This is a genomic window from Sporosarcina contaminans (genome assembly GCF_042679045.1).
GTDB classification, from domain to species: domain Bacteria; phylum Bacillota; class Bacilli; order Bacillales_A; family Planococcaceae; genus Sporosarcina; species Sporosarcina contaminans.
Map to the genome: position 1 here is coordinate 47046 of NZ_JBHTLT010000042.1, position 25827 is coordinate 72872.

27 protein-coding genes, 1 pseudogene and 1 riboswitch are annotated in these 25827 nt (G+C 37.8%); of the genes and pseudogenes, 10 read left to right on the forward strand and 18 right to left on the reverse strand.

The features are described 5' to 3' along the window. Window positions 1–55: 55 nt before the first annotated feature. From ACFQ38_RS08940 to ACFQ38_RS08950, 3 genes and pseudogenes are all read right to left on the reverse strand, one after another. Window positions 56–163 (reverse strand): annotated as a pseudogene (locus tag ACFQ38_RS08940) (MBL fold metallo-hydrolase); the annotation flags it as partial. Between the two features lie 63 nt (window positions 164–226). Then, on the reverse strand, window positions 227–349 hold the full coding sequence (locus ACFQ38_RS08945) for a hypothetical protein (RefSeq protein ID WP_381480429.1): 123 nt from the start codon (window positions 347–349) through the stop codon (window positions 227–229). Between the two features lie 274 nt (window positions 350–623). Then, the gene (locus tag ACFQ38_RS08950; protein WP_381480430.1) at window positions 624–1496 is read right to left on the reverse strand and encodes an AraC family transcriptional regulator; all 873 of its coding nucleotides are present in this window, start codon (window positions 1494–1496) and stop codon (window positions 624–626) included. A 298-nt stretch (window positions 1497–1794) separates the two neighbouring features. Between ACFQ38_RS08950 and ACFQ38_RS08955 the strand changes: the two genes are divergently transcribed. Both ACFQ38_RS08955 and ACFQ38_RS08960 read left to right on the forward strand, forming a co-directional pair. Continuing rightward, a complete protein-coding gene (locus ACFQ38_RS08955; protein WP_381480432.1) occupies window positions 1795–2562 on the forward strand; it encodes an NRDE family protein in 768 nt (255 codons plus the stop codon). Window positions 2563–2669: 107 nt separating this feature from the next. Then, complete coding sequence (locus tag ACFQ38_RS08960) at window positions 2670–3647, forward strand: tRNA dihydrouridine synthase (RefSeq protein ID WP_336823667.1); 978 nt, start codon at window positions 2670–2672, stop codon at window positions 3645–3647. A gap of 169 nt (window positions 3648–3816) precedes the next feature. Here ACFQ38_RS08960 and ACFQ38_RS08965 read toward each other — a convergent pair whose 3' ends face one another. Beyond that, a complete protein-coding gene (locus ACFQ38_RS08965) occupies window positions 3817–4362 on the reverse strand; it encodes a GNAT family N-acetyltransferase (RefSeq protein WP_381480433.1) in 546 nt (181 codons plus the stop codon). A 777-nt stretch (window positions 4363–5139) separates the two neighbouring features. Between ACFQ38_RS08965 and ACFQ38_RS08970 the strand changes: the two genes are divergently transcribed. Next, window positions 5140–5907: a 2OG-Fe(II) oxygenase gene (locus tag ACFQ38_RS08970; RefSeq protein WP_381480434.1), complete on the forward strand. Its 768-nt coding sequence runs from the start codon at window positions 5140–5142 to the stop codon at window positions 5905–5907. 368 nt (window positions 5908–6275) lie between these two features. Here the strand turns inward: ACFQ38_RS08970 and ACFQ38_RS08975 are convergent, their stop codons facing one another. The 7 genes from ACFQ38_RS08975 to ACFQ38_RS09005 form a co-directional block, all read right to left on the reverse strand. Beyond that, the gene (locus ACFQ38_RS08975) at window positions 6276–6383 is read right to left on the reverse strand and encodes a hypothetical protein (RefSeq protein ID WP_381480435.1); all 108 of its coding nucleotides are present in this window, start codon (window positions 6381–6383) and stop codon (window positions 6276–6278) included. Next, entirely contained in the window at window positions 6341–6544 is a 204-nt protein-coding gene (locus tag ACFQ38_RS08980; protein ID WP_381480436.1) for an SDR family oxidoreductase, read from the reverse strand. Before ACFQ38_RS08980 ends, ACFQ38_RS08975 begins: the two co-directional genes overlap by 43 nt. Before the next feature lie 36 nt (window positions 6545–6580). Then, on the reverse strand, window positions 6581–7933 hold the full coding sequence (locus ACFQ38_RS08985) for an FAD-dependent oxidoreductase (RefSeq protein ID WP_381480437.1): 1353 nt from the start codon (window positions 7931–7933) through the stop codon (window positions 6581–6583). A gap of 42 nt (window positions 7934–7975) precedes the next feature. Beyond that, the gene (locus tag ACFQ38_RS08990) at window positions 7976–8584 is read right to left on the reverse strand and encodes a flavin reductase family protein (protein WP_336823662.1); all 609 of its coding nucleotides are present in this window, start codon (window positions 8582–8584) and stop codon (window positions 7976–7978) included. 441 nt (window positions 8585–9025) lie between these two features. Then, entirely contained in the window at window positions 9026–10474 is a 1449-nt protein-coding gene (gene hpaB / locus ACFQ38_RS08995) for a 4-hydroxyphenylacetate 3-monooxygenase, oxygenase component (RefSeq protein ID WP_336823661.1), read from the reverse strand. A gap of 208 nt (window positions 10475–10682) precedes the next feature. Further along, window positions 10683–11135 (reverse strand): CoxG family protein, encoded by a 453-nt coding sequence (locus ACFQ38_RS09000; protein ID WP_381480438.1) that lies wholly within the window; start codon window positions 11133–11135, stop codon window positions 10683–10685. A 424-nt stretch (window positions 11136–11559) separates the two neighbouring features. Beyond that, window positions 11560–12264, reverse strand: coding sequence for a ZIP family metal transporter (locus ACFQ38_RS09005; RefSeq protein WP_381480439.1), 705 nt, complete (start codon window positions 12262–12264; stop codon window positions 11560–11562). A gap of 475 nt (window positions 12265–12739) precedes the next feature. On the opposite strand from ACFQ38_RS09005, the gene ACFQ38_RS09010 reads away from it, so the two are divergent. From ACFQ38_RS09010 to ACFQ38_RS09035, 6 genes are all read left to right on the forward strand, one after another. Beyond that, the gene (locus ACFQ38_RS09010; protein ID WP_336823658.1) at window positions 12740–12910 is read left to right on the forward strand and encodes a hypothetical protein; all 171 of its coding nucleotides are present in this window, start codon (window positions 12740–12742) and stop codon (window positions 12908–12910) included. 343 nt (window positions 12911–13253) lie between these two features. Then, entirely contained in the window at window positions 13254–13646 is a 393-nt protein-coding gene (locus tag ACFQ38_RS09015; RefSeq protein WP_381480441.1) for a GNAT family N-acetyltransferase, read from the forward strand. A gap of 353 nt (window positions 13647–13999) precedes the next feature. Beyond that, window positions 14000–14218 (forward strand): hypothetical protein, encoded by a 219-nt coding sequence (locus ACFQ38_RS09020; protein ID WP_381480442.1) that lies wholly within the window; start codon window positions 14000–14002, stop codon window positions 14216–14218. Window positions 14219–14524: 306 nt separating this feature from the next. After that, window positions 14525–14791, forward strand: a complete 267-nt coding sequence (locus ACFQ38_RS09025) for a CD3324 family protein (RefSeq protein ID WP_381480443.1) — start codon at window positions 14525–14527, stop codon at window positions 14789–14791. 280 nt (window positions 14792–15071) lie between these two features. Then, on the forward strand, window positions 15072–15644 hold the full coding sequence (locus ACFQ38_RS09030) for a GNAT family N-acetyltransferase (RefSeq protein ID WP_381480444.1): 573 nt from the start codon (window positions 15072–15074) through the stop codon (window positions 15642–15644). Window positions 15645–15663: 19 nt separating this feature from the next. Further along, window positions 15664–16218, forward strand: a complete 555-nt coding sequence (locus ACFQ38_RS09035) for a GNAT family N-acetyltransferase (RefSeq protein ID WP_381480446.1) — start codon at window positions 15664–15666, stop codon at window positions 16216–16218. A 167-nt stretch (window positions 16219–16385) separates the two neighbouring features. On the opposite strand, the gene ACFQ38_RS09040 is transcribed toward ACFQ38_RS09035, so the two are convergent. Further along, window positions 16386–18341 carry an LTA synthase family protein gene (locus tag ACFQ38_RS09040; protein WP_381480447.1) on the reverse strand — a complete coding sequence of 652 codons (1956 nt, stop codon included), beginning with the start codon at window positions 18339–18341 and terminating at the stop codon, window positions 16386–16388. Window positions 18342–18586: 245 nt separating this feature from the next. On the opposite strand from ACFQ38_RS09040, the gene ACFQ38_RS09045 reads away from it, so the two are divergent. Next, on the forward strand, window positions 18587–19384 hold the full coding sequence (locus tag ACFQ38_RS09045; RefSeq protein ID WP_381480448.1) for a hypothetical protein: 798 nt from the start codon (window positions 18587–18589) through the stop codon (window positions 19382–19384). Window positions 19385–19559: 175 nt separating this feature from the next. On the opposite strand, the gene ACFQ38_RS09050 is transcribed toward ACFQ38_RS09045, so the two are convergent. The 6 genes from ACFQ38_RS09050 to ACFQ38_RS09075 all read right to left on the reverse strand — a co-directional run bounded on the left by ACFQ38_RS09050 (window position 19560) and on the right by ACFQ38_RS09075 (window position 25769). Further along, a complete protein-coding gene (locus tag ACFQ38_RS09050) occupies window positions 19560–20867 on the reverse strand; it encodes an LLM class flavin-dependent oxidoreductase (protein WP_381480449.1) in 1308 nt (435 codons plus the stop codon). 18 nt (window positions 20868–20885) lie between these two features. Beyond that, complete coding sequence (locus ACFQ38_RS09055) at window positions 20886–21638, reverse strand: 3-oxoacyl-ACP reductase (RefSeq protein WP_381480450.1); 753 nt, start codon at window positions 21636–21638, stop codon at window positions 20886–20888. A gap of 136 nt (window positions 21639–21774) precedes the next feature. Further along, window positions 21775–21875, reverse strand: a riboswitch (TPP riboswitch). Window positions 21876–22401: 526 nt separating this feature from the next. Beyond that, window positions 22402–22803 carry a topoisomerase gene (locus ACFQ38_RS09060; protein ID WP_336823650.1) on the reverse strand — a complete coding sequence of 134 codons (402 nt, stop codon included), beginning with the start codon at window positions 22801–22803 and terminating at the stop codon, window positions 22402–22404. 171 nt (window positions 22804–22974) lie between these two features. Continuing rightward, window positions 22975–23118 (reverse strand): hypothetical protein, encoded by a 144-nt coding sequence (locus ACFQ38_RS09065; protein WP_381480451.1) that lies wholly within the window; start codon window positions 23116–23118, stop codon window positions 22975–22977. 541 nt (window positions 23119–23659) lie between these two features. Then, window positions 23660–24592 (reverse strand): aminoglycoside phosphotransferase family protein, encoded by a 933-nt coding sequence (locus ACFQ38_RS09070; RefSeq protein WP_381480452.1) that lies wholly within the window; start codon window positions 24590–24592, stop codon window positions 23660–23662. A 1000-nt stretch (window positions 24593–25592) separates the two neighbouring features. Then, window positions 25593–25769, reverse strand: a complete 177-nt coding sequence (locus ACFQ38_RS09075) for a hypothetical protein (RefSeq protein WP_381480453.1) — start codon at window positions 25767–25769, stop codon at window positions 25593–25595. Window positions 25770–25827 lie beyond the last annotated feature (58 nt).

The window sequence follows — 25827 nt, forward strand, 5'->3', positions numbered from 1 at the left end:
TCTTTTTTCTGAGTCTCAATGCGCGAAGGTTGGGTTTCTTTTATTTTGGAATAGGTCAGATCACTCGAAAGAATAGTAGATGAAACGAAGACTTGATTGCCCTAATATGATCACCGTGATAGTGACTGTTTATTACATAGCTTACATCTCGACCAGTCAACTGTTCTGCACACTTTTTTAGATCCGCAGCTGCTTGTTAAGTATTAAACGAATCAAAAATAATTGTCTAATCTCCTAAATCTACGAAACCTGCATTTCCTACAGCACCTCCTCCTTCCTTTACGATAGCCGCAAAAATACCGTCTTTGACCCGGTGAAGTTCAAAGTGTATACTTTGGAAATCCATCATTTTAATACCCTCCATTTTACATAGATTATAAAAAACTTTTATAGATGGTTTATGAAAAAAAGTTATGTAGCTGCCAATAACTATTCAAGATGATATTGAATTTTTCCTTCCTTTATTGTCAGATTTCATTGACTCCAAACTCAAACCCTTATAACAATGTAGACTTTTGGAAAGAAGAAGCGATGTTGTGATGAAGTATTTTTTTCTGATGTTTTCATAAAAATCCTGACACCAAAAAAGAGCTGTCAAAACAGCTCAGTAATTTAAATCTTTATTATCTTTTCAATACCGGGATCCAAATCTCACTTATTACAGATTGTGAAGTTAAATCTTGTGTTTTAATCGACAAGATTTCCGGCCCCTCAACTACTTGATAATTGGAAGATGGAAACCATTCAGAATAAATTCTTCCCCACGTTTCCTGTAGTGTGCTTGGGAAAGGTCCAGTTGATTCAAAGATTGCCCAAGTTAAGGCAGGAACTTCTAACTGTGAATCGTTTTCAGGGCATCTTTGTGTGGTTGCCACCCCTATATACTGATCAAGCTCTCCTTTTTCCTCCATACGTTCTTCAGAAAAGTTTGTTGACGCTTGAATAATCCCTGCAGGTTCAACATTTGAAAGTTCTTTTAATTGTTCTATTTTTTCCATCGTCAAAGACTTCCACATTGCTGTAATTTCTGTGTTTTCGCCTTCAAAAATAATAGGAACTCTTTTCATCATACCGACTATGTTAAATTCGCCTTTTTGTTCGATACGGTAATTCATTTCATTTCCTCCTTTAATTGATAATTGGAAGGTCATTGGTGGAAAGGCTTTTAATTGCTGTCCGTTATTCCTCGCTTCTGATGGCGTTACACCGTGAAAGTTTTGAAAAGCTCTAGTAAAAGAGTCTGGTGAGTTGTATCCATATTTAATCGCCATATCAATGATCTTTACATTACGATTTGAGAGCTCAAATGCCGCCAAGCTCAATCGTCTACTACGAATGTATTCTGATAATGTTATCCCCGCAAGAAAAGAAAACATCCTTTTAAAATGATATTCGGAACACTGAGCGATTCTTGCCGCCAACATAAAATCTATTTCATTAGTGAGGTTATCCTCAATATACCGCATTGCATCATTCATGCTCTTTAGCAAATCCATTTAACTGACCTCCTTTCCTCATTAGAATAACAGGAGTTGAATGTTTCATCCCGACATTCCATGCCCGATTTTGTCGGATTCGTACGTTTTCTGATCTACCACTGTTTCATTTATGTAAAAGTTTCCTCAACCGTATTGTTAACAATAACTATATTCCCAAATAGATGGCATTTTCAATTATGAATGCAACTCGCCATCTCTAGATGTGTGAAATCACGTCCAGAAGTGTGGGACTATTTACTATAGTTCAAGACCCAAATAACAATGTATACTTTTCAAAAGGAGAAGTGATGTTGTCATGTGTTTAATTAATTTTCATTTTCAAGACCATCCGATCTACCGATTGATCGTTGCAGCGAACCGGGACGAGTTTTACGAGCGCCCGACAGCACCGGCACATTTCTGGGAGGATCAGCCTCATCTATTAGCTGGGAGGGATTTATCGCAACACGGGACATGGCTTGGCATTACGAAAAACGGTAGATTTGCCGCACTGACGAATTACAGGGATCCTTCTGAACAGAAAAAAGAGATCCGGTCGCGCGGTGAGATTGTGACCGCTTTCCTCGATTCTGATATGACCGCCGCTGAATTTCTAAAGTCGTTGCAATTGAAGCGCTCAGAATATGCAGGATTTAACGTGATTGCTGGCACTGTGGATGAGCTGTTCTATTACTCGAATGTTGAAAATGAAGTGAAGGAGATTTCCGCTGGGACACATGGACTGTGTAACCATTTTCTTAATACTCCATGGCCAAAAGTTATTAAAGGGAAAATGGATCTTCATCGAATTGTTGAACAAAAACGCGCGATTCAGCCAAGCGAATTGTTTGGCGTGCTGCAGCATGCCGAACCGTTTCCAGATGAGCAACTTCCTAATACAGGAGTGGGAAAACAATTGGAACGGATCCTTTCTCCTCTATTTATTAAATCTGAAGGATATGGCACCCGCTCATCGACAGTCCTACTCATCGATCATGAAAATACTATTACTTTCGTGGAACGGACATACAGGGACGGAATATTTATGGAAGAACGTTCATTTTCATTCCGAATAGAGAATTAATCATTTGTAGGAGTCTATTTCGGGGATACTATAGGTGTAGCGAAAGAAAATAAATGGTACAATCTTATGATGAGCAAAGGATTTTGCATGCAACAGGAGGAAACAAAATGAGTAACGAAGAAAATTTCTGGCTTGATCTACCGAAGCCGTTTTTTATATTAGCACCGATGGAAGATGTGACAGACGTTGTGTTCCGTCACGTGATCGCTGAAGCGGCACCGCCAGACGTCTATTTCACGGAATTTACGAATACGGAAAGCTATTGCCACCCGAATGGGAGGGAAAGTGTTCGCGGCCGTTTGATGTTCACAGAGGATGAACAACCAATTGTCGCCCATATTTGGGGAGACAAGCCTGAGTATTTTAAACAGATGAGCATCGACATGAAAAAGTTAGGTTTCCGTGGCATCGACTTAAATATGGGATGCCCGGTACAAAACGTTGCAGCGAACGGGAAAGGTGCAGGATTAATACGGCGCCCCGAAGTCGCAGCTGAAATAATCCAAGCCGCAAAAGCAGGTGGATTGCCGGTTAGTGTCAAAACGAGATTAGGCTATGTCGAAATCGACGAATGGCATGATTGGCTGCGTCATATCTTGGAGCAAGACATTGCAAACTTGTCCATTCACCTTCGCACAAGAAAAGAAATGAGTAAAGTGGACGCCCATTGGGAACTAATCCCTGAAATAAAAAAACTACGGGATGAAATTGCGCCAAATACATTGTTAACGATCAACGGTGATATTCCTGACCGTGCAACAGGACTGAAATTAGTGGATCAATATGGTGTTGATGGCGTCATGATCGGCCGTGGTGTTTTCACGAATCCATTCGCTTTCGAGAAAGAACCACGAGAGCATAGCGTAAAAGAATATCTCGATTTGCTACTGCTGCAATTGGATCTACATGATCAATATTCAACTGAAGAAGAACCACGCCCGTTCAAGCCGCTTCTCCGCTTTTTCAAAATCTACATTCGTGGATTTAGAGGTGCTGCTGAATTGAGAAATGAATTGATGAATACGAAAACGACGGATGAAGTACGGCGTTTGGTGAAAGAAGTTATGGAGAATGGATTGGATTAAGCTATTCAAAAAGAGAGGTTGAAAAGTGACATTATTTTTCAGCCTCTCCCTTTTCCCTTCATCCATAAGAATTCCTCATAGGTTCGACCCCTTTATTCCTTACCAAAAACATAAAGTGATTGTGCATGTCTTAACCTAATAGCTTGTACTATCTTCCAATCCTTCACCTTTATAAAATCATATCAGCATTATTAAAGCGAAAAACAAGTTTATAGCCATCGAATGTTTCTTTTTTGACCTCCGTGTAAACTCCATTCGTGTAATTTGAAATTGCCTTTCTCCAAAATTTTTGTGCAACAATATTTTTCTCCGATGGGTTCGTAAACAGCTCCCAATTTCCTTTAAATTGGTCGAATACGATATTAGCAGCTCGTTCGGCAATCCCTTTCCCTCTTAAAGATTGAATTAAAAAGAACTCATTTACAAAATAGTCAATTCCTTTATTGCAATGAGGTGGGGTTGCGAGGAGAAGAAACCCTGCTGGCACTCCATCTACTAAAATAATGTAAGGAAATAAAACTTTCGGTTTTTCCCACCAAATATTTTGAACCTCATACTGCTCAATTATTGTTCGAAAATCGTCACTCTCTTCATATATCCCGTGAACATTCGGCATTCTGCCATAGTGTCCGGAAAGGTCATATAGGTATAACGGATATAAATTTTTTATAAGATACGCTTCACTTTTATCTGTTAATCGAACATCAATATTCATCGGTTTCTCCTTTTATGGATCTATTTGTCTATGCTGTAATTGTAATAAGGACAGACAAACGAACATAGATAATAAACGATTATAAAACGTTCTTTATATAAAAAGTCACATCAGATGTAATCCAATGTGACAGATGATAACTATTTTTTTGAGTAAACAATTTTTTTAATACTATCGTGAGAAAGAAAATATTGATTTGAAAGCTGATCGATCGTTACCCCGATCGAAAATAGTTGTCGGATTTCCTTGTTTCGATAGTCCAAGAAATCTTTTGAACCCGAAACCTCTCCCCACTTTTTTTTGTGCTCTCTTTAAAATAGGGATATAAACCATCTTGCCATTTGCATACTTCTGAATTTCCCGTAACAGTTCTTTTGGAAAGATACTTTTTGCATTCACATATTTCACGTTTGCTCCGCTCCTTAAAATAAAATATTCAAGGCAGCAAAGTCATAACTATAAACGTTAAGGCGGTTCGCAATTTTCAGCCCTACACAAACAACCACCGTTGTTCATAGTGCAAACTTTGCATAGAGCGGATCTTGAACTTTCCCTTATTTATTGCCATAACATATTCCCCTTTCGATCGTAGTAAGCGTTTGTCATTCGAAGACGTAAGACGAAATTCATCTCCTCCGTAAGCCGTAATCTATTAGAACATAAGACAGATTACCCTATTGTATCAGACAATTCAGTTCAATAATGATTTTCTATAGCCTATCAGCACAATTTTTTCGAACAAACCCGTAATTTAACATTTACGAAATATAAAATAACGTGGTAAAATATCTTGAATTTAATTCCAAAAGGAAGTGGAAACCTTACAAGAAGACCGTTATTTCAAGTAATCTATTGCCCACAAACGTTTTTGATTTGAAAATTAAACAGTTTAAGAGGTGTTCGAAGTTGATAACGGATCATAAAGAGCAAACGATTTTTCATCACGTCGGAAGTAAAATTGTGACGGATCGAGAAATAGCCATCGTCGCTAGATTAGAGGAGCCACTGGTCGTCGTGTTAGGAAATGTTTTAAGTGATGAAGAATGCAATGAACTGATTAACATGTCTACAGATAAAATGAAACGTTCAAAAATTGGAACGACACGCGTAGAAAACGAGCTAAGAACGAGTAGCAGTATGTTTATTGAAGAAAGTGAAAACGACATCGTAGCAAGGGTTGAAAAAAGAGTCTCAACGATTATGAATATACCTATTGAACATGCGGAGGGTCTTCAAATCCTTCGGTATACGCCTGGTCAACAGTATAAACCGCATTATGATTTCTTTTCAGCAACAAGCAAAGTGACAAATAACCGAATTAGCACGCTCGTTATGTACTTGAATGATGTAGAAGAAGGTGGAGAAACCTTTTTCCCTAAACTGAATTTTTCAGTATCACCTAAAAAAGGGATGGCAGTTTACTTTGAGTACTTCTATAACGATCAAACGTTGAATGAGTTAACTTTACATGGTGGCGCACCAGTAATTATCGGAGAAAAGTGGGTCGCTACGCAATGGATGAGAAAACAAAGAGTAAGGGATTAGGCTTAAGGTTAGATTAATTATAAAACATCAATTCCTACTAAGGAGTTGATGTTTTTTTGACTCTTCCTCTTGAAATACCTATAGAAAATAAGCTTTCCATCATGAACATGAGTAGTATAGAGGACTGCAGAAGCGTAGTTGATTGAAAGAGCGTTATAAATCTTATCGAGAATTCTTTCTGGCAGTGTAGGCAGCATTGCCGCCCTATTGATGTAGAAAAAGTATTTTGCCAACACACTATTAGCTCCATTAGCCCTTGTGTAGTAAAAGAAAACAACCATTGGCACGAATTCCGTTTCAATGGCTGTTTTGATGTGTAAAATTTTTAAGATGAGTATCGAATTCCTTATAATCCATTAATGAGCGATTTATCCACCATCGACTACAAATGTATGACCTGCTCTAAAGGTAGCTCCAGGTGAAGATATAAATACTACCATTTCCGTAATTTCCTCAGGTTTCGCAGGGCGATCCATTGAAATATTACCAACAACTGTCTTACGGAACTCTGGATCATCCATCCTTTAGTTATTGGGGTTTCGACCAGACAAGGAGCAATTGCATTTACACGAATTCCTTTTGCTGCGTATTCAATTCCCGCTACTTTCGTTAAACCAACAACTCCATGTTTCGCCACAACATAAAGTTCGTAATAGTAGAGGTCTTTCGCTTTTTAATTCCGATCTGTCAAACCTCTCATTGCCTGTCTTGCAGCTCGTTGAATTGGATCCCAGCTGCCATTAAAAGGGGGAGCATAACTTAAGTCGAGATCCTCAAGGTCAAAGATTGTCATTTCATTGAAGAGAGCAGTGCCCAATACGTCCACTCGTTTATCGACACCTTTTTCCCCGATGACTTGTCCACCGAGCAAACGAAAATTGTCACTTCTATAAGTGAGCTTAATATGAAGTGGACGAGATCCCGGATAATAATCGGCAATGTCCTTCGCCTCAATCTTTACAACGTCATAGGGGATGTTCAATTGTTTTGCTTCCCATTCTGATAAGCCGGTCTTTCCCAATGACAAATCCATGAACTTTAGTATAGAGGAACCGGTTATTCCTTTAAACATTCTCTGTTGCCCTGCCATATTCAGCCCTGCAATACGTCCCTGTTTATTGGCCGTAGTCCCAAGTGGAATATAGTCATCCTGCTCTTTAACCATATGATAGTGAAGTGTACAATCTCCAGCCGCATAAATGTCCCTCACATTCGTTTCCATGTAACGATTCGTTTGAATAGCACCTCTTATCCCTGTAGTAATTCCAGTCCCTTGTATAAAAGATGTATTCGGCTTAATACCGGCAGAAATTAATACGAGGTCAGTGCTATACAGATTTTGATCCGTTCGTATCAATTCAACCGACCGATCTCCCTCAATGGCTGTCACATGCTCGTTCAGAATTAATTCAATGCCTTGTTTTTCAGCTTCTTTGTGGATGTATTGCGCCATATCTGCATCGAACATCTTACCAACATACGTTCCACGATGTATTAACCGAACGTTCTTTCCAACGGTTCGGAAGCTTTCCGCCATTTCGAGGCCGATATACCCTCCACCAACAACCGTCACATGTTGTATATCTTCACTAAGATTTTGAATGATTCGTTCAGCGTCTGGAATTGTTTTTAACGTGTGTACACCATTCAGACCGATCCCTTTCCAGTCGGGGATGACAGGGCTCGCACCACTGGCGATTAATAATTTATCGTAAGAAATGCTGAACATCTTCCCGGATTGTAAATCCTGACCCGCAACAGTTTTTGTCTTTGGATCGATGGATTGTACTTCGTGATAAGCCCGCGCGTCGATGCCTAATTTATTTCGGAACGTATCAACGCTTCTCGCAATGAGATCATCCGTTGAAGGAATCAAACCGTTGATCGTATACGGAAGTCCGCACTGTCCATACGAATAAATTCCACCCTTTTCTAATGTAACAACTTTTGCTTCCCGATCATGTTTAATAATTTGCATAGCAGCACTCATCCCTGCTGCATCTCCACCGATGATGACATATTTCATAAAGTACACCCCTCCCTAAGTATAGTCTATATTGTTTTCATCTTATTTAGGACGCTCTATAGCAAAAACCTCCCCGATTTTCGCATAGTTTGCTCCTGCTAATCGACTGACAGCTGCCAAACCTTCCGCATCAATTCTTCCATTTTCATAAAGCTCATTTGCGACATGGAATTGAACGACTTTACCAATGAGTAGATCACAGCCGGGCTGCTCTTTATCGCCCAATTGCAAGGAATGCTCTAAAATGCACTCCATTCGAATTTTGGCTTGTTTTACTCCCGGAACTGAAATTTTCGTACTATTTACGAGAGTGAATTGCGCCACCTCCACTTCACTTTCATTTGGCGGCAGGCTTACAGCTGTTTGATTCACCATTTCCACGTTGTCTTCATCTACAATATGAACGACAAATTCTTGTTTCTTTATACTATTTCGAGCCGTATCCTTCTGTTTTCCTCCCGAACGTTGAATCGCTAAAGAAATCATTGGAGGATTGGAAGAGACAATATTAAAATAACTAAACGGAGCGCCATTTAAAACACCATCTTCAGACAATGACGTCACGAATGCAATAGGTCTTGGAATAATGCTTCCAATCAGAAGTTTATAATTCTCCCTTTCCGTATTTCTAAGCGGATCAATGGAAAGCATGGACATCCACCTTTCTTGGTTAATTTCGTTCTTGTACTTTGAATCGGCCTTTTCCACTTTTTCTTTCAGAACATAATTCCCATCACTATCTCATATTGATCCTGATTCAACACTTCCTTTACCACTTATATTGTTGGCAGCCGCATTTCTTTTCGTATTCGAATTCATTATTATTTCTACCTCTATTTGTTTCAAATTAAGATATTCTCATTTCGAGATATTTATTAAAAGATTTATAAGAAAGCATGATTCCTTGAATCATCCTCATATTTAGGTCATCCATCAAACAATACCTCGAATTCGAGATAATTATATAACAGCTACTTCACATTTGCAATGAATTGAATAGACCTTCTATAATTGAACGTCAAAAGAGATTGAAAAATAGTTAATTTTTCAATCTCCTTTTAGTGTGTGCATTGAATCTATTACGATCGGTTACTATGCCTTCCCTATATTCAGGAAACTGCCAACCATCTTTACAGATTCATCTTTTGGGTACCTTTTATATAATTCACTTGCTGATCGAATTGGATCACCGAAAAAATATCTCTCATATTGGGTTTGCCTTGTACCAAATGAACTCATTGTGAGATCCCAAGCTAAACGAAATATTTTTACACGTTCTTCTGCGTTCTTCGTAGCCCCTTTAAGATATTTGTCTAAGTCAATTCTTATAGGGGAATAAAATGCTTTTTCAGTTGGCAATGTGATCATCCCACTTGCTCCAATTAACTGGATGATTTCAATAAAACGTGGATAGATTTTAGGAAAAATGTTACCTGCAACTTGTAATGGAAAGATGTCAGGCCGCATATATCCCCATTGATCGACCTTCGCATTGTTTTCCGCTTTTTCCAATAAGGCTCTCATCGTTTCCAGACCAATGATGATTTCTGACATTTTTTCTTGAATATGCTGATATCCGCTAATATTGATCGTTTCAATCAAAAGCTCAGCAATCCCTAAAACGAACTCTGTTTTGACAATCTGTCTACTTACTACTTGGTGCTTCGCAAAGTGATGGAAGGAGCTCTCAAGTGGAAATTGCTCGGCTACCTCCGCATTGTTATAATAAAAAACTCTCTCCCAAGGCACTAATACGTTATCAAAAACAATAATTGAATCCATCTCTTCGAACCGTGAGCTTAATGGATGATTAAAAGAAGATTCATCGCCAATGAATGTCCCTCGGCAAATGAACTTGATCCCTTTCGTATTCGATGGAATTGAAAAAGCAAAAGCTTCATCTTCATTAAATAAAAACTTCCCAACACTAAAGACTAGCACTTCATCTGTTAAGCCGCCTTGCGTAGCGAGAAGACGGGCTCCTTTAATAATAATTCCTTCTTCATTTCTATCAACTACTTTTGCGGCGATTGGCTCTTCACTGTTTTCAATGTAAGTTGGGGAACGATTTACTTGTGGAGAAATAAAAGTATGTGTCAACGACAAATCATTTTCTCTTACCATTTCATAAAATGCTTGTAAGTGATTCGGAAAACACCTATTTTTATTCTTTAAAAACTCTTTTGAAGAAGCAAAACTTGTTAAAACAGTGTTTAAATAATCTGGACTTCTTCCCATTACACCACCTGAATACCGAGCCCAATGTTCAATCATTTTTCTTCTTCTTGTTAAGTCCTCTTTCGTTTTCGGCTGCAAATAAGAAAGACCAATCGGCTCCCCAGATACTGGAGATTGAAAAGTCATCTCATTTGTGATTTTCGGATCATGCTGCATATCATAAAGTGCAGCTTTTGACTGAATAATCCCCTTAAAGGCTGGATGTTCGGAGATCGGTCCTTCAATTTTTTCACCGTCATACCAAATCTCATTGTTCAGCTGATTCAATCGGCTAATATATTCTTTTCCATTAATCGCGCCCATACTACACTCCCTAATTAAAATGGATTTACTAAGAAGTATTCGTTCATTACGGATTTAATAATTTCAATCGTTTGCTCAGATTCCTAAAATTACTTTATGTGAATAGCCTATGCCAATATTCCTTTATGCGTACCCTTTCATTGCCTACAACCTAATCAAAGGCAAAATAAAAAGCACCTGTGCAGGCAGGTACTTTTCTCAATCTTATTTACGAAACCGGCAGCTCTTCCCGATTAATTTGGCGAGCAATTTTTTCTGTTAAGCGTGTTGTCACTTTTGGCAGCACCATTTTAATAACAGGTGATAACACAGCGCCGGCTAAGCCGCCTGCATTCACTTCAAGCGTCCCCAACATCGTAGTTTTCCCATCTGTTTCTTCAGCAGTGAACTCTCCACTACCTGTAAAGTTGTCTGTAATGCCATTTAATTCGAATCGAATCATAGATGGCTCATGGAATTCCGTAATGTTCAATTCCATTTTCACTGTCTTTTTAAGACCTTTAAAATTCCCTTCGAATGTCCAAACTGACTTATGCTCATCAATTTGTTCATGTTCCTTATAGGCTGGAACCATTGTTGCCCAGTTTTCAATTTGACTCACATAATTCCATACGTTCTCTACGGAGGCTGGAATGATAACAGAATGCGATGCGATTGCCATACATTTTCACTACTTTCTTCTCAAATAATAATGGGACAGCACAACAATCATTCTATCATTATAACTGTTAAAATTCACCTATTGCTGTGGCAAATTAAACTATTAGGCACCTACCAAAAAAGCTGAGCATAGGAAATGAAACAAATAAAACTTTCATGAACTTTCGCTCCTCAATCCATGTATGACAGCATACTTTACATCGACGTAAACAGATCCATTTAACGACCGTCAAAGATGCATACTTCATTCAAAAAATGCAAAATGTGCCCACAAGGCGTATAAACAATCCTTATTTTCATAGAAAAAGCCTATCTTCATTTTTTCAACACTTGATTAGGATATAACATGTAAGGTTGGTTCTATCGCTCCACATAAATAAAAGTGCCCTATTTTCACCTGTTTTTTAGTCTCCCTATAACCCCCTTTATACATAAAGCAAATATATACCCATCATGAAAAAAGCAATTACCGCAATGAATAAACTATAATGATTAGAGGCTTGTCGTATGGATTCTGGCAAGATTTCTTTGATTACAACCATATATATCGTTCCGATTGTCGAGCTAATTAAAAATGCCCATAAGAGATTGTTTTGAATGCCGATCATTTCTCCGATCAACGCACCAAGTGCGACAGGAATTGCAATGACAACAGAGAGAAGAAATAACAGGTAAATGAAGAACGGGGTGAACAGGATCATACCTTCGGGGATATTATGCAGTACTAGTGCCTGTAATAATGCTATGCTAAATTTGCTCTGTTCACTAGCTCCTAATACGACACCTACGGGAAAGTTATGGATCGAAATGATGAGCGCTAAAAATATCCCCATTCTCATACCACGAATTTCACTCGACTTCACAGGCATAGGTTTACTCTCCAATTTTTCATGGAGAAAATGAAAGACGATCACTCCTGCAATGAAACCTACGGCAACAATGATCCAATTTCCCATTTCTATCGCTTCCGGCATTAATTCGAAGCTAATTAACCCTAATATCAATCCGGTACAAATAGCGTAGATTGTGCCAATGCTTCTTTTAAAACCGCTTATGCAACTTGCAACAAGTCCTCCTGCGCTAATTCCAGCAAAGGTTGATAAAAAACCGATAAACCATACATGCGTCAATTAACCATCCTTTAATAGTTTGTCTCTATGTTTATATGGGCATTTACTTTTAATTATGCGGCCCCAATATAGATTCAGTTTTGGATGCTGACGGTTGATTTTACTATGAATGGAAGCGGATAATTGTGGGCAGCTATAGGAGAAATTTGCTTGATGCGATTCAACTTGTATTTTTTCTCTTTTGCAACTTTTAATAGACATCCCGTATCCACTATGAACTTCTGTGTGAATTTTGAATGTGTCAGCGTGGAAATCCAAGTGGATTCAGTGAGCAAATAAAAAGAAGTTGAAACTGATAGCAATTTCAACTGTATCGCGCAAAGTGTGAAAAGAATTAAGTGAAATTATGTTATAATTGTAAAAGTTCTTTAAAAAGTCGAGCAATCTATAGTAACAGAGCTAAACTTTGAAAAAATTTCATAGCAGTAAAATAGATCATCTCACAAAAAATATTCTGTGAAAAAGGGGTAATTAAATGTCTAAAGATTTAGTAATGTTAATAGCGGGAATACTTGTTGCTTGGGTAGTGATCGGTTTGTTTACAAAAAACTTTGACGGTAATTTTTTGATTATATTTTTGCTTGGAGTTTTTTTAGGGTACGGGATTAAAAAGAAAGAGGCAAAGGAATATGCTTCGAAAGCATAGGATTGATTTTTAAAGGGGGCAGATTGTCACCTTTTGTTATTTGCATTGGTTTCTTTTTAAAGGGAATCAGTGCTTTTTATGATTAGTTTGTTTCTTTATCATTTTTTCTCTTCATACTAATGGATAATTTAAACTATCTAAAAGACCTTTATGAACAACGAACGTAGTATCAGAATCGCTAATACTTAAAGGACATGAAACAATGTGTAACTGAAATTAGACAAGGGTTGGAAAAAGAGGTTATTCACTTAAAAAGCCAAGTGCAAAAATTGTATGGTGTGCACTTCATTCTACAAAAAGGGTTTTTCTTTTCCCCTATCCTAATTACTTTTGGAGGGATTCAATGAGGTATCGAATAAATATTAACCCATCAATATATGACAATGAAGTACCAGACTTACGAGAAGTTATAGGGTGGGATAGACGAGATAATGACTATCCCACTCTCTTTAAACGTTGTAACTTCTGGGCAGGTGTTCGGAACCAGGAAGAAAAGCTAATCGGATTTGGATATGTATCGGGTATGGGATTACAACATGGCTATATGGAAGATATTCTTGTGCACCCCCAGTACCAAAACCAAGGAATCGGGGCTAAACTAGTTAAAGAACTATTGAAAGAATCCGAGAAGTTTGGTTTAGAAATTGTCACACTAACTTTTGAGCCTAAACACTCTAACTTTTATAAAACTTGCGGCTTTTTGCCTTGTTCAGGTGGATTGTGGAGGAAAGCATAATACTAACTTTGAGGAAATGTACTCGAAGTATGAGTATCCACATTAGAATCTATTCTTGTTTTTATTTTACTAGATACTGATTTGTGCGGATACTGATGTATCAATTGGCACTTGAAGTATTAATGTAAGCGCGAGACTATAAACCAAAACTTGTTTTCACTGTTATCTCTCCCCCGAAAAACTAATGGTTAATACAGGTATAATTTCATAGAAACCCTTTTGAATTGTATTCATTTGTTAAATTATTTAAGTTAGTCTTAATGGTCACTTTATTAAATTTTTCTTTGTCCAATTGTTATATAATAAAGCGGGAAAATACGATGCTCTAGTTTTTAGACACGGAGGGATCAAACTTGACTAAAAGATATAAAGTTGTTCACTATCTCTTGGTTGCTGCGTTTATGCTCATTTACTTCAAAGTATTTAGCACTGTTTATCGGATTTCTCCATTCGATGTAGGAAGCGGTATCTTTTTGCTTTTTTTATCTTTAGTAATCGTCGCTCTGTCCCTCTTGCTGTCAGTACGAACTGTAAGCAAAATTGCTGAAAGCATCATGGTTAAAAGACACTGATATTGAGTGATCAAAATACAAGTATAGCCAATACAATAAACTAATGATCAATAGCTGTGAATCCGTTGAAGTTATTGAATGACTGTTGGTGAGGTTATACTGTTTTGTTCATCTTATTCAGCAAGAAAGGAGTTGCAAAAATGGAAAGACATTTCTTGTTAACAAAATATGCAAGAACTCATGCAAAGCCGAGTAATAAATGGGCGATTTCTTTGCATGAGTTAGCATTAAAAACAATCGCCTTTTGACCAAAAACTTGGCTTTGCACCTTATTTTCATTAACCAAAAAATAAGGGGCTGGCAAAAGTGAAATATATTAAAGCAACGACTATTTTACCTGAAGAACTTTTAGTTGAGATCCAAAAATATGTTCAAGGTGAAACAATCTATATCCCAAAACAAAAGTGTACGTATGAAAAATGGGGATCTCTTTCAGGCGGAAGAAAGAAAATCGATGAAAGAAACGCTTCTATAAGAGATGGATTTACTAGTGGCAAGTCCATTTGCCAATTAGCTCAAGAATATTTTCTTTCAACCGAAACAATTAAAAAAATCGTTTATTCGAGAAAATAGACAATTTACACTGGTTTCTTTTTAAAGAGATCAGTGCTTTTTTATGGTGAGTTTGTTTCCGAATCATTGTTTCTATTTATCCTTGCTATTGGATAATTTAAACTATTTAAAAGACCTTTAAGAAGGCTAAGAAAATTCAATGAGATTACGACTTGTAATTTGATCATATGCATTTTATCGGTCTATTTTGTTTGAACCATTTGCTCAAGCAAGACCATTTCATCGTTTTAAAAGTACAACATTCATTAAGCCTTATAGGCAAAAAAGGAGAGAATTTTTGATGAACAATCAATCAGATACATTTCCGATATTAGAAACGAATCGAGTAATATTAAGACGGATTGAAAAAGACGATGCCCCTGATATTTTTAAGTACCTATCCGATGATGAAGTGATGAAACATTATGGTACGAAACCATTTCAAACCGTCGATGAAGCGATAAAAGCAATTTCAAGGTATGAATCCTTGTTCCATGAAAAAAGAGGGATTAGATGGGGAATTACATTAAAAGGAGATCATCAAGTTATCGGAAGCTGTGTTTTTTATAATATGGTTTCTGAACATTTCAGAGCTGATATTGGGTTTGTGTTAAGCAAAGATTTTTGGGGGCAAGGAATTGCTCAAGAAGCAGTAAAAGCTGTCATCAAATATGGCTTCGAGCATTTGAACATAAATAGGATCGAAGCAGTCATTGAACCACCTAATATTGCATCGCAAAAATTGGTTGAAAAACTTGGTTTTCTTAAAGAAGGGTTACTAAGAAGTTACGAATACTTTGATGGGAAATTTGATGATTTATACATGTATTCCTTGTTAAAGTCCGACTTTCCCTCCGATGAATCGAAAATTTAGTAGAGAAAAGGTGAATACAATGTCTTATAACTATTGGCAAGGCAAAAAAATTCGATTACGGGCACTTGAAGAAAAAGACGCCTCTTTTTTTCAAACCTATGATGATGAAATAATGAGACGTTTAGATGAAATTCAACTGCCCGAAACGAGTGAGCAAATCATAGAATGGATACAAAAAGAACAAAACCCCAAAACCGAAGACCAGTTTTTTTGGATTGCAGAAGATGTAGATGGCAATGTTATAGGTGAGATTAGTACTTCCCAATGCAAGAGACGACATGGAACGTTCAAGTATGGAATTGCTCTATCCAGAAACTATCAGGGGAAAGGGTATGCCAAAGAAATGATCTTGCTTGTGTTGCGATACTTTTTCATGGAACTACGATACCAAAAGGTAACACCTCATGTGTATGCTTTCAACGAACCATCGATTAAACTTCATGAACGAATGGGTTTTGTACGTGAGGGACAATTAAGAAATATGGTGTATACGAATGGACAATACTATGATGCGATTTTTTTTGGAATGACAAAGCAAGAATACGAAAGCTTATACGGGGATTATTTTGATTAAGGATAAAGCCCACGAATGGAACGAACATTAGTGATCGCTATCCTCTTGCGGATCTATTTCGACAGCGCGGACATTACCGCTGCCTTGTTCATGTAACTGATTTGCTGGCATAAAAAGAAGCACGCCCTCCCCATTCAGAGAGAACATGCTTCTTTTGTTACTTTTTATCATTCGCTTAATTCTACATTTGCATCTTTTGTGTAGTTATACTGAGATGGATCGACAGGGGTGTATCCTTTTGGCGTATAAAACCTCAATAAGTCGCCATTTACGACTTTATCAGAAAGCCCCAATTTCTCATCCACTTCTTTTTTCATTTCTTCAGCGCGCTCCAAGTGTCGATCGTCGAGCGGCAAGCCTGTTTGACTATCATAGAACTTCTCGTTGATGGAATCAATTGTCGGACTGACGAAATCACCGTTTCTGAATGGCACAATTTCATTATGCTCTTCCGAGAATAAATCGGAACCAAATTGAATAAAGTCTTTCGTATCAATTCCAAGCAAATGCAATAACGTCGGAAGAAGGTCTGTCTGGCCGCCATACGTATGGTTGATGCCGCCTTTCATTCCGGGGACATGTATGAATAATGGGACGCGTTGCAAGTTCGCACTTTCATAAGGTGTAATGTCTTTCCCTATGATTTTGCTCATTGCTTTTTTATGGTTGTCTGAAATACCATAATGGTCACCATACAGCACAATGACTGAGTTATCATATAAACCCATTTCTTTTAATCGAGTGAAGACTGTTTGAATCGTCTCGTCCGTATAACGCGCCGTTTGGAAATAATCATCCACACTAGCGTCTCCAGTCTCTGCTTTATCAATTGTCACTAGGTCTTGATTCATCGCATACGGATAGTGGTTTGCAACCGTAATGAATTTCGCATAGAAAGGCTGCGGCAATGAAGCTAGCATGCTTTCAGATTGCTCATAGAACGGTTTGTCCAACAGTCCGTATTCGGCCATGTCGATCGGGTCACTCGTATCATAATAATTTGCATCGAAGAAATGATCGTACCCAAACGCTTTGTAGATCGTATTCCGATTCCAGAAGCTGCCGTTATTGCCGTGGAAGACAGCGGATGTATATCCGTGATCCTTTAAAATGCTTGGCGCAGCTTGGTACGTATTTTGCGCTTTCGTAATAAAAGCAGATCCTTGCGGCAGACCGAAAATGGAGTTCTCCAACATGAATTCCGCATCGGACGTTTTGCCTTGGCCTGTTTGGTGGAAGAAGTTATCGAAATACGCTGTATTCTCATCTTTTGTTAATGAATTTAAAAACGGTGTCACTTCTTCCCCGTTCAATTTGTAGTTGATGAGGAAGCTTTGGAATGATTCTAAATGCAAATAGATGACATTCATTCCTTTTGCGATCCCAAAATACTCTTTGTTCGGTTCAGCGTAAGTAGATTGTGTAGAGTTGATTACTTCTGTAATGTCACTACTATCTGCAAGCGCCCGCTGTGATGAGGCCGCTGCTGTTTCCACCGAGTCATAAATCGAGTAATTGTACATCCCTAAATATTTCACAATATAATTCCGATCAAAGCCGCGCGTCAATAGCTGCGGACGGCTCGATTCGGCAAGCCCTAAGTTGACCAACGAAAGGACTAAGGCCCCTACAAGTATCGGGGCTGCTTTTTTAAACCCAATTCGATTTGTCTCTTTTCGTACCTTGCGTGAAAATCGAAGGTACAACATGACGATTACGTCCACAAAGAACAAAATATCATAAGGCTCTAACAAGGAAAGGACACTGCCGCCTAAATCTCCAAAATTTTGCGTTTGGAAAAGGGTAGGCAATGTAATAAAATCACTAAAAAATCGATAATAGACGATATTCGCATATAAAAGAATCGACATGAGCGTGTAAATCATAACAAGGGCAGTATATTTTCTCGTACCTTTAAACAGAAAAGAAATTCCTAAAAACAGCAATGCTGAACCGAGTGGATTGATCAGTAATAGGAATTGTTGAAGTGGTCCTTCTACCCCTAAATCAAATTGTGTAGCCTGAGCAATATATGTTTTCACCCATATCATCAAGACAGCGACTGCATAGATTCCTAAAAAGTTGTGGAAAAGAAAATCTTTCACATTCCGTTGTTTTCTCATGTAATTCACCAACCTTTTACTTCTTAATTCTCTTTATATCTACGGAAAATGTTATTTTAAAATAACTTTAACTCTACGGCTAAAATATAATACTCCTCTTTATCCATTTCGTCAAGTTCGTAGGTTTCAAGGTAAGGCAAATCAAGAGGTATTCATAGTCTTTTAGAACTATTTCAAATTTCTCTTTCTCCAGAGTATCCTTTTTGACCCCTCCCTTCTATATAGAGGGCAAAGGGGGAATGAGCATGACACACTATCTGAAAGAATACGCACGATTTCAAACAATTGAGGAAATGGACGTTGCAGCTGAACAGCATGTGATGATCCACTATGATGAAATGACGAATTCAGATCGCCAAGTTTTAGACGTCATTCGCCGCTACTCCGTTAAATATGGGGCTGCTCATTTGAAACACGGAACGATCGAGGAAGCGATTGGAAAATCCAATGTAACAGTAAGACGGGCAATCCGCAAACTCGTCAACCTACGCATCATCGAGAAAATCCATTACATCCGACCGGTCATGAGCGGGCTTGGCGCCAACATTTACAGCATTTTACCTTTCGATGACCAGGGGAAAATGAACGACCGTGACCATGACGACAAACCGTATGAGAACGAGGAAAAAGAGCAGCTTCCGGCAGACGAAGCTACTCTTTCTAAATCTTTATTAAAATCTAAAGATCTTAACTACACGTCTCCTACGGAATCGTCAAAGTACTCCACAAGTCTATTTAGTCGAATGAAAGACTTGCTTGCCGCAACGATCGGAGACACAAAAATGGCCCGTGAATTCTACGGAATTCATAGGGCCCTATCTGGAAGCATGTTGAAGTTTGATATTTACAAAGACGATCTCCACGTATTCGAAGACCTTGCGTATCGTGCTTTAATGATTACTGTGATGGCTACGAAGAAGAAAGCTATCCGTAATTTGCCGGGGTATTACAAAGGCGTTTTGGACAAGTTAGTTGATGAAACGTATTTCAAAGATATGTTTATGCTTTTTGATAAGCCGGTGGAAGGGTTTTATTGTCCGTGAGTTTTTCGCGATGAAAAAACTGTACGCAATTCGATTCACTATCGTCCAGCTTTCTTATCCACTAAATGATTGATATATTTCGTTAAGGGATTGATCATATTGATAGCACAACGTTGCACGGTGCTGATTTTAAAGGTTAGCAGTATAGAATCACTTGCCATTTACTAATCTTTTACTAGGCTAGTCCCAAATGTTCACGCAACGTGTGGCCTTCATATTTGTTTTTGAAAAGACCTCTCTTTTGCAGCTCGGGTACTATAAATTCAACAAAGTCCTCTAAGCTACCGGGCAATGTGGGAGGCATAAGATTAAAACCATCGGCTACCCCTGCTTCAAACCAAAGCTCCATCTGATCGACAATCTCTTCAGGCGTGCCGATGAGTGTGAAATGTCCTCCTCCAGCATTTAGATACCCCAATAGCTCCCTTACTGTTGGGTTTGTATCCTGAAGTATTTCTAATATCGTCTCATATCGGCCGACCGGTCCAGTAAATTCCTCCACAGGCGGCAATGGTGGAACCTTTTCATCAAGTGCCCAATTGGAGCAGTCTTGTCGAACAAAAATGCTCAGCTGTTTTAAAGCCGTTTCAATAGGTAATTGTTCGTCTAATGCCGCTTTCTTAGCGAAAGCCTCTTCACGACTCTTACCGACATAAGTTACTAAGCCTGGGAACACTTTAATATGTTTGTCGCTATTCTCGCTTTGTTTCACTTGCTCATTGATTTTTTCTCGAAATCTTTTTGCTTGCTTGAAGTTCCACGACACTGAGTAAACAGCATCGGCATGCTTTGCGGCTAATGCAATACCTTGTTTGGACGCCCCTGCCTGCATTGCGACCGGTTTACCTTGTGGACTTTTCGGCGTAGTGGACGGTCCACGCACCTTAAAATAGGTACCTTCATGATGAAATGGCGATATATTTGAAGGATCGATCAACTTTTTCTCTTCACGTTGATGCAGAAACGCTTTACTGTCCCAGGAAAGAAACAACTGATTCATTAACGTTGCAAATTCATCTGCTTTTTCATAGCGATCATCATGAGATGGTAGCTTATCCATACTATGATTCTGCGCTTCAACATCAGTCATTGAAGTAACAAGATTCCAACCAACACGACCTTTTGTTATATGGTCTAAACTCAAAAGCTGCCGTGAAGCCGTAAATGGATTGGAAAAAGTACTTGAGATCGTTGGAACTAACCCTACATGCTCTGTCACTTGGGATATGGCTGTTAAATTGATCAGTGGATCAAACCAAAACGCCGGCATATCACTGGTTTCTTTGCCTACAAATGATTGATTATCTGCAAAGAATACGACGTCAAGCAAGCCCCTTTCCGCCAACTTAGCCAAGTTCTGATAATAGGTAATATCACCAATCCGTTCAACACTTGAATCAGGCATTAGCCAAGCAGCTTGGTGGTGTCCGCAGCCATACAGCAAAACACCTAAGTTTAAATGTTTTCCTTTCATTTCAGCCATTTTTCACACCCCCATTTGTCAGTTCATTGTTAAACCGCCATCGACGGTAAAATTCTGACCTGTAATGCCGCTTGCATGTTCTGAAGCCAAATAAGCGACCATATTCGCAACGTCTTGAGGTGTGGTGACTTTCTTCAACGGCGTTGAGTTGGCAATTAAATCGAATACTTCCGGCGTTGTAACAGCACTGGCGTTAGTTGTTTTCAATAAGCCCCCTGAAACGACATTCGCCTTTATGCCATACGCCCCTAATTCGGCAGCTATATTACGTGTAAAACCGATTAAACCTGCTTTCGCTGTCGTATATTCATGATAAGGTACGACAGGATTTTGAAATAAATTTGTCCCTATACTAATAATACTTCCATTTTGTCGTTCAATAAATTGAGGGACGACACTTTGAATTACGTTAAATGCCGCTTTTAACGTACCATCTAATTGTCTTTGATAATCATCCCAAGATAATTCTGCGAAAGGTTTCTGCTTGATTGGATCAAATTTAAAATCGATCAATGCATTATTCACCACAACATCAATTTGCCCAAAATAGTCAGTTGCCTCTTCTACCATACGATCCACTTCTGTACGATTGGTGACATCCGCTTGAATGGCAATCGCATGCTCCTTTCCAATCTCGGAAACAATTTTGTCGGCTGCCTCTTTGCTCTTATTGTAATTGACGACTACCCGAAATCCTTGGTTTGCCAATGTCCTTACGATCGTTGCCCCTAACCCTTGACTACTTCCTGTTACCAATACGACTTTACTCATCCCAACCACTCCTGTACGTATATTATTTGAAACGGTAAATGGCAGCTAAAAATAAAAAACGCAACCTTCCAAAAGGAAAGTTGCGTAACACTATGATGACATACCAAAAAGAAGACAGAGTCATCCCTCTTCGTATATCCAAGAGTTTACACTTTCCTACGCTAGTTTCAGCTAGATCAGGTTCAAAGGGTTTGAGTCACTACTCATCTCAGTTAAATAACACCCCTAGTGCATACTATTTAGTTTTTAAGAGTTTTTAGATCATGCGGCCATTTATAGTATTTCTATTAGTCTGTACTTTAAACCATAGCACATTGTATGATCTATTACAACTTGGCCATTTATTTCCTTGGGTCCATAGTCAAAAAATATAAGATCAACTTTGATTGCTTTTTTCAATAAACATGTGGAAGATCAGATTTGCAACTACAAGAATGATATTCAATCCACAAAGAACTGGACATTCACGGAAAGACGATCTATTCATCTACCCGCTTGGGCATTGGCCCACAATCTACTGAAAGTAGCTGGCATCCACGTGCTACTTTCAGTTTTAAAAGGGAATAATACAAGAACAGGTGGGGAAAAACGAATTGTTTTCCTCACCTGTTCTATTTCAGGAACATATTGGACAGCCCCTATTATAATTATTGACTATATCCTTCAAATTAATTATTTATCCAGAAACTTATAGATAAGGATAGACTTACTCTATTACTTGTTCCGGCCAACCGATTTTTTGCTGATAAATCAAAACATCCCGTTAGTATTCCTCAATCTTTATTTTTATTTTCGTTTTTATTTCTTCTTCACTATCTGTTGCTGTTTCTGTTTCAGAAACATTCTTAATAGACTCTTCAACTATTTGCTGAATCAATGTATTATCAATTTTGGCATCCTTTGGAAAACCTACTGAAACTGTTAATTCGTTAATACTCCCACCAACCATTATTGCTAGTGAATCACTTTCAAGTTCCGTCTCCTTTGTAATAGATTCATTTGTTTCATTTTGTAATTCAGATAAGAAATTTGATATTCCATCATCCCCACCGTTTTCTTGGGAAATTACTACTTCTTGCTCGCTTTCTAATACCTCGGTTGTATTACACGCGACTAACAAAATTAAACTAAATAAAATCCCTGCAATGATAGCTTTTTTCCTCACTTCTCAATTCTCCTCTCAAAAATAAAGTGCAAATTTCACAACAATTCTCCATGCATAAGTTTAACGATATCTATTGGAAATAGTTTCAATTTAAACATATTTTTGTTCAGCTAACTGGGCCGTTTGCAGAACGGACGCAAATTGCTTAACCGCAACGGCTTCCCAATATGATTACTGAAATAAACCAATCATCCAAACTGTCAAGTACATAGGAACTGCAACAATTATCGCCCCTGCAACTAAGTAGCTAATTGCCCATATAAAAAACTTTAAAATATCATATATAGCACCTGCTAAGTCATCAACAAATCCCAACTTTAGCCCCCCTCTACCCACAACATATTTGATAATCCCTCTTTAACAGTATTTCCCTTTAGAAAATAATACATAGCCCATTCAGCGATGTTCCACTTTTGCTATCTGGCCGTTTGGTGAATATCATTATATATCTTAGCACAATGAGATCTGATCCAGCGGAAATATTCAGTAATTTTTTTAAATATATACATCGGAATTTGTCGGGGAGGCAGTAATCTCGGAAGGTTTATCTCGAAGAATTTTTACTCCTCAGAGCTGATTGATCTAATAGTTGTCTTTTCTGTTAATTTATAAAAAAAAACGATAAGATGTCTTAGCGTTTTATGTGTGTGTCCTACTTATGCGCAGTTCATTCGAAAACGTCCTGAAACTAAAGGAATGGCAATAGCAAGGGTATGAGACAATTCTCGTTTAATCAAACAATGCACTAAGAACTGGTAAAAAAACAAAATTTTTCTCCTTGGGCTCATGAGGAGTTGAAACATGAATCAAGTTCCACTTTACATTATTAAGGGTAAAGTTTTACAACTAATTAATGTCAATTAAATTTATACTTTGATGAATCGAATACTAAATCTATCAAGCTATCAAAAAGCTTTAGTTGTGAAGGATTATCCCAATCTTCCTCAAACTCAGCCATTAGCCACATTACTTCATCTAAAAATACGTGTTCTATGGATTTTTGCCAATAACTCTTTTCTAAATCAGTTAAACTGACCGATTCTTTATACCCAGACAGGAAAAGTTCCCATTGATTCGGTGTAAATATCTTATCTGGTGCAGTTGATAATTCATTATGAAACAAAAGTAAAACTAACGCTAAATCAAATATTCGAGGAATCCATTTAGCATTATCTGGGTCAATTAAATAAGGTTTCGGAGAATAAATTAAATTATTAGCTTTATAATCGTGTGGTGTTGCGACATTTGGCAACCCAACATTTTTTAGCTCTTCTTGTTGGGTAACGATTTGTAACAGTTTTTCTTTTAATAGAATGCCATCAGTTCTATGATTAACTTTTTTTGCAAACTCTTCGATTGCTTGAACACTTTCTTCAATTTCTTCATTGTTAAAATCATAAACATCATATTCTTCCAACTCATATTTATTATCTTCAAGAGATAGTTGATGTATTTGTCCCAGCAGTTTACCTGCATCAAATATTTGATTATCAGTTCCTCTATAAGTTGTTCCTTCAATAAAAGGATAGACAACATATGTTTCCTCTCCAATATCTTGTGGATTGTCCATTTGAATATCCACAGGGGTGACTACTTTAATACCATTATTCTTTAGATATGTAGTATAATTTACTAATTTTCTTGCTTCCTCTATCGGATTTTGTGTCCTTTTAACAATTAACTCTTTCCCTTTATCAGTTATTCGATATACAGGTGAAAAAGGATAAATACTTTTAGGCTCTTTGTCTATTTGAAAGCCAAACCTTTTTAACACATCAATTCCATTCATATTTATACCTCCAAAAGATAATTCGTTTAAAATTATAAAGTTACAGATGACTACAAAAGCTTTTGATTAAATTCCTTACTAATTCCCTCGTTTTTTCACAAACCTGCTCCGTTTAAGTACATTTCTTCATAACCCCTTATTCCCCTTCATTTTAATATATATTCTAAATATTCATATAAATATTTCTCATTACTACTATATTCCTTCACACATGTCAGTGCGCAATACTTATCGAATCCAATTGTTTCAGGTTCGTTTTTCTTATTTATAGGCAATAACAGACTGCATATGTCATGAACGATGTGCAGTTTTGGTTATATACGAAGTCGTATCCAGACACCAGTCGCGACCAATAGGAAGCTGTTTATGAAAACATCATCGCATTTGGCGGGGAATTCGGCCAAGGTGGATATGCGCCTTCCTTTAAAACGATTGGCTTGATATTCGCATGAAGGAAGGGCGGATTGTACGGGAACATGGGATGATTCGGTTTACTGATTCATATGCGGAGGAAGTAGTGGTTACGTTACAAGAAGCCTGATTGCAGATTAGGATCATGTCTTATTGTGAATAGAACTCGCTTTCATAGCGGGCTCTATCTTTTTAATAACAGTTGGGTTCCAATCCTTCATTCAGGTTAACTGCAACGCCTATCTGCGTCCCCTCTTCAGCTCGCCCATCACTCTAACTTAAATACTGATTCCCCTTATTCGGTTTCAACCAAAACAAGGTTGATTCCATTGTGAAGGACTGTGACTTTGGAAGTAAATGCTGATAAAGTTTATCCTGTTATAGATTCATATCCTACAACTTCGAGTTCACGCAAAAAACCGGCTCTAATCATTTTTCATTAATGATCAGAACCGGTTTATCGTTTTTCTTTGCGACGAAGCTTCTTAACTCCAGACAAAGGTAGCCTAACCACTACCTCATAAATGCATCGAAATCATGTTGATCATTACACGAGACCAACTTCTCAATATCCTTTTTCCATTTTGCTTTATTCTTCCTGAATCCACTTCTTAAACCGGTTAAGGCCATTTTCTATTTCTTTTTCCATCTCTTTTTGCCGTTTCTTCATTTCTTTCTTTATCTTTTCTTTCTCTCTTTCCTTCTTGTCTTTCTTCTCTTGTGTTTTGCAAGATAAAAGTGCAGAAGAATGCAATGAAAAATACATAAGCTTGCCAGCCTTCATCTGAGTATTCATTTATGTCTAGAAAGTGCGTTTGTTACCC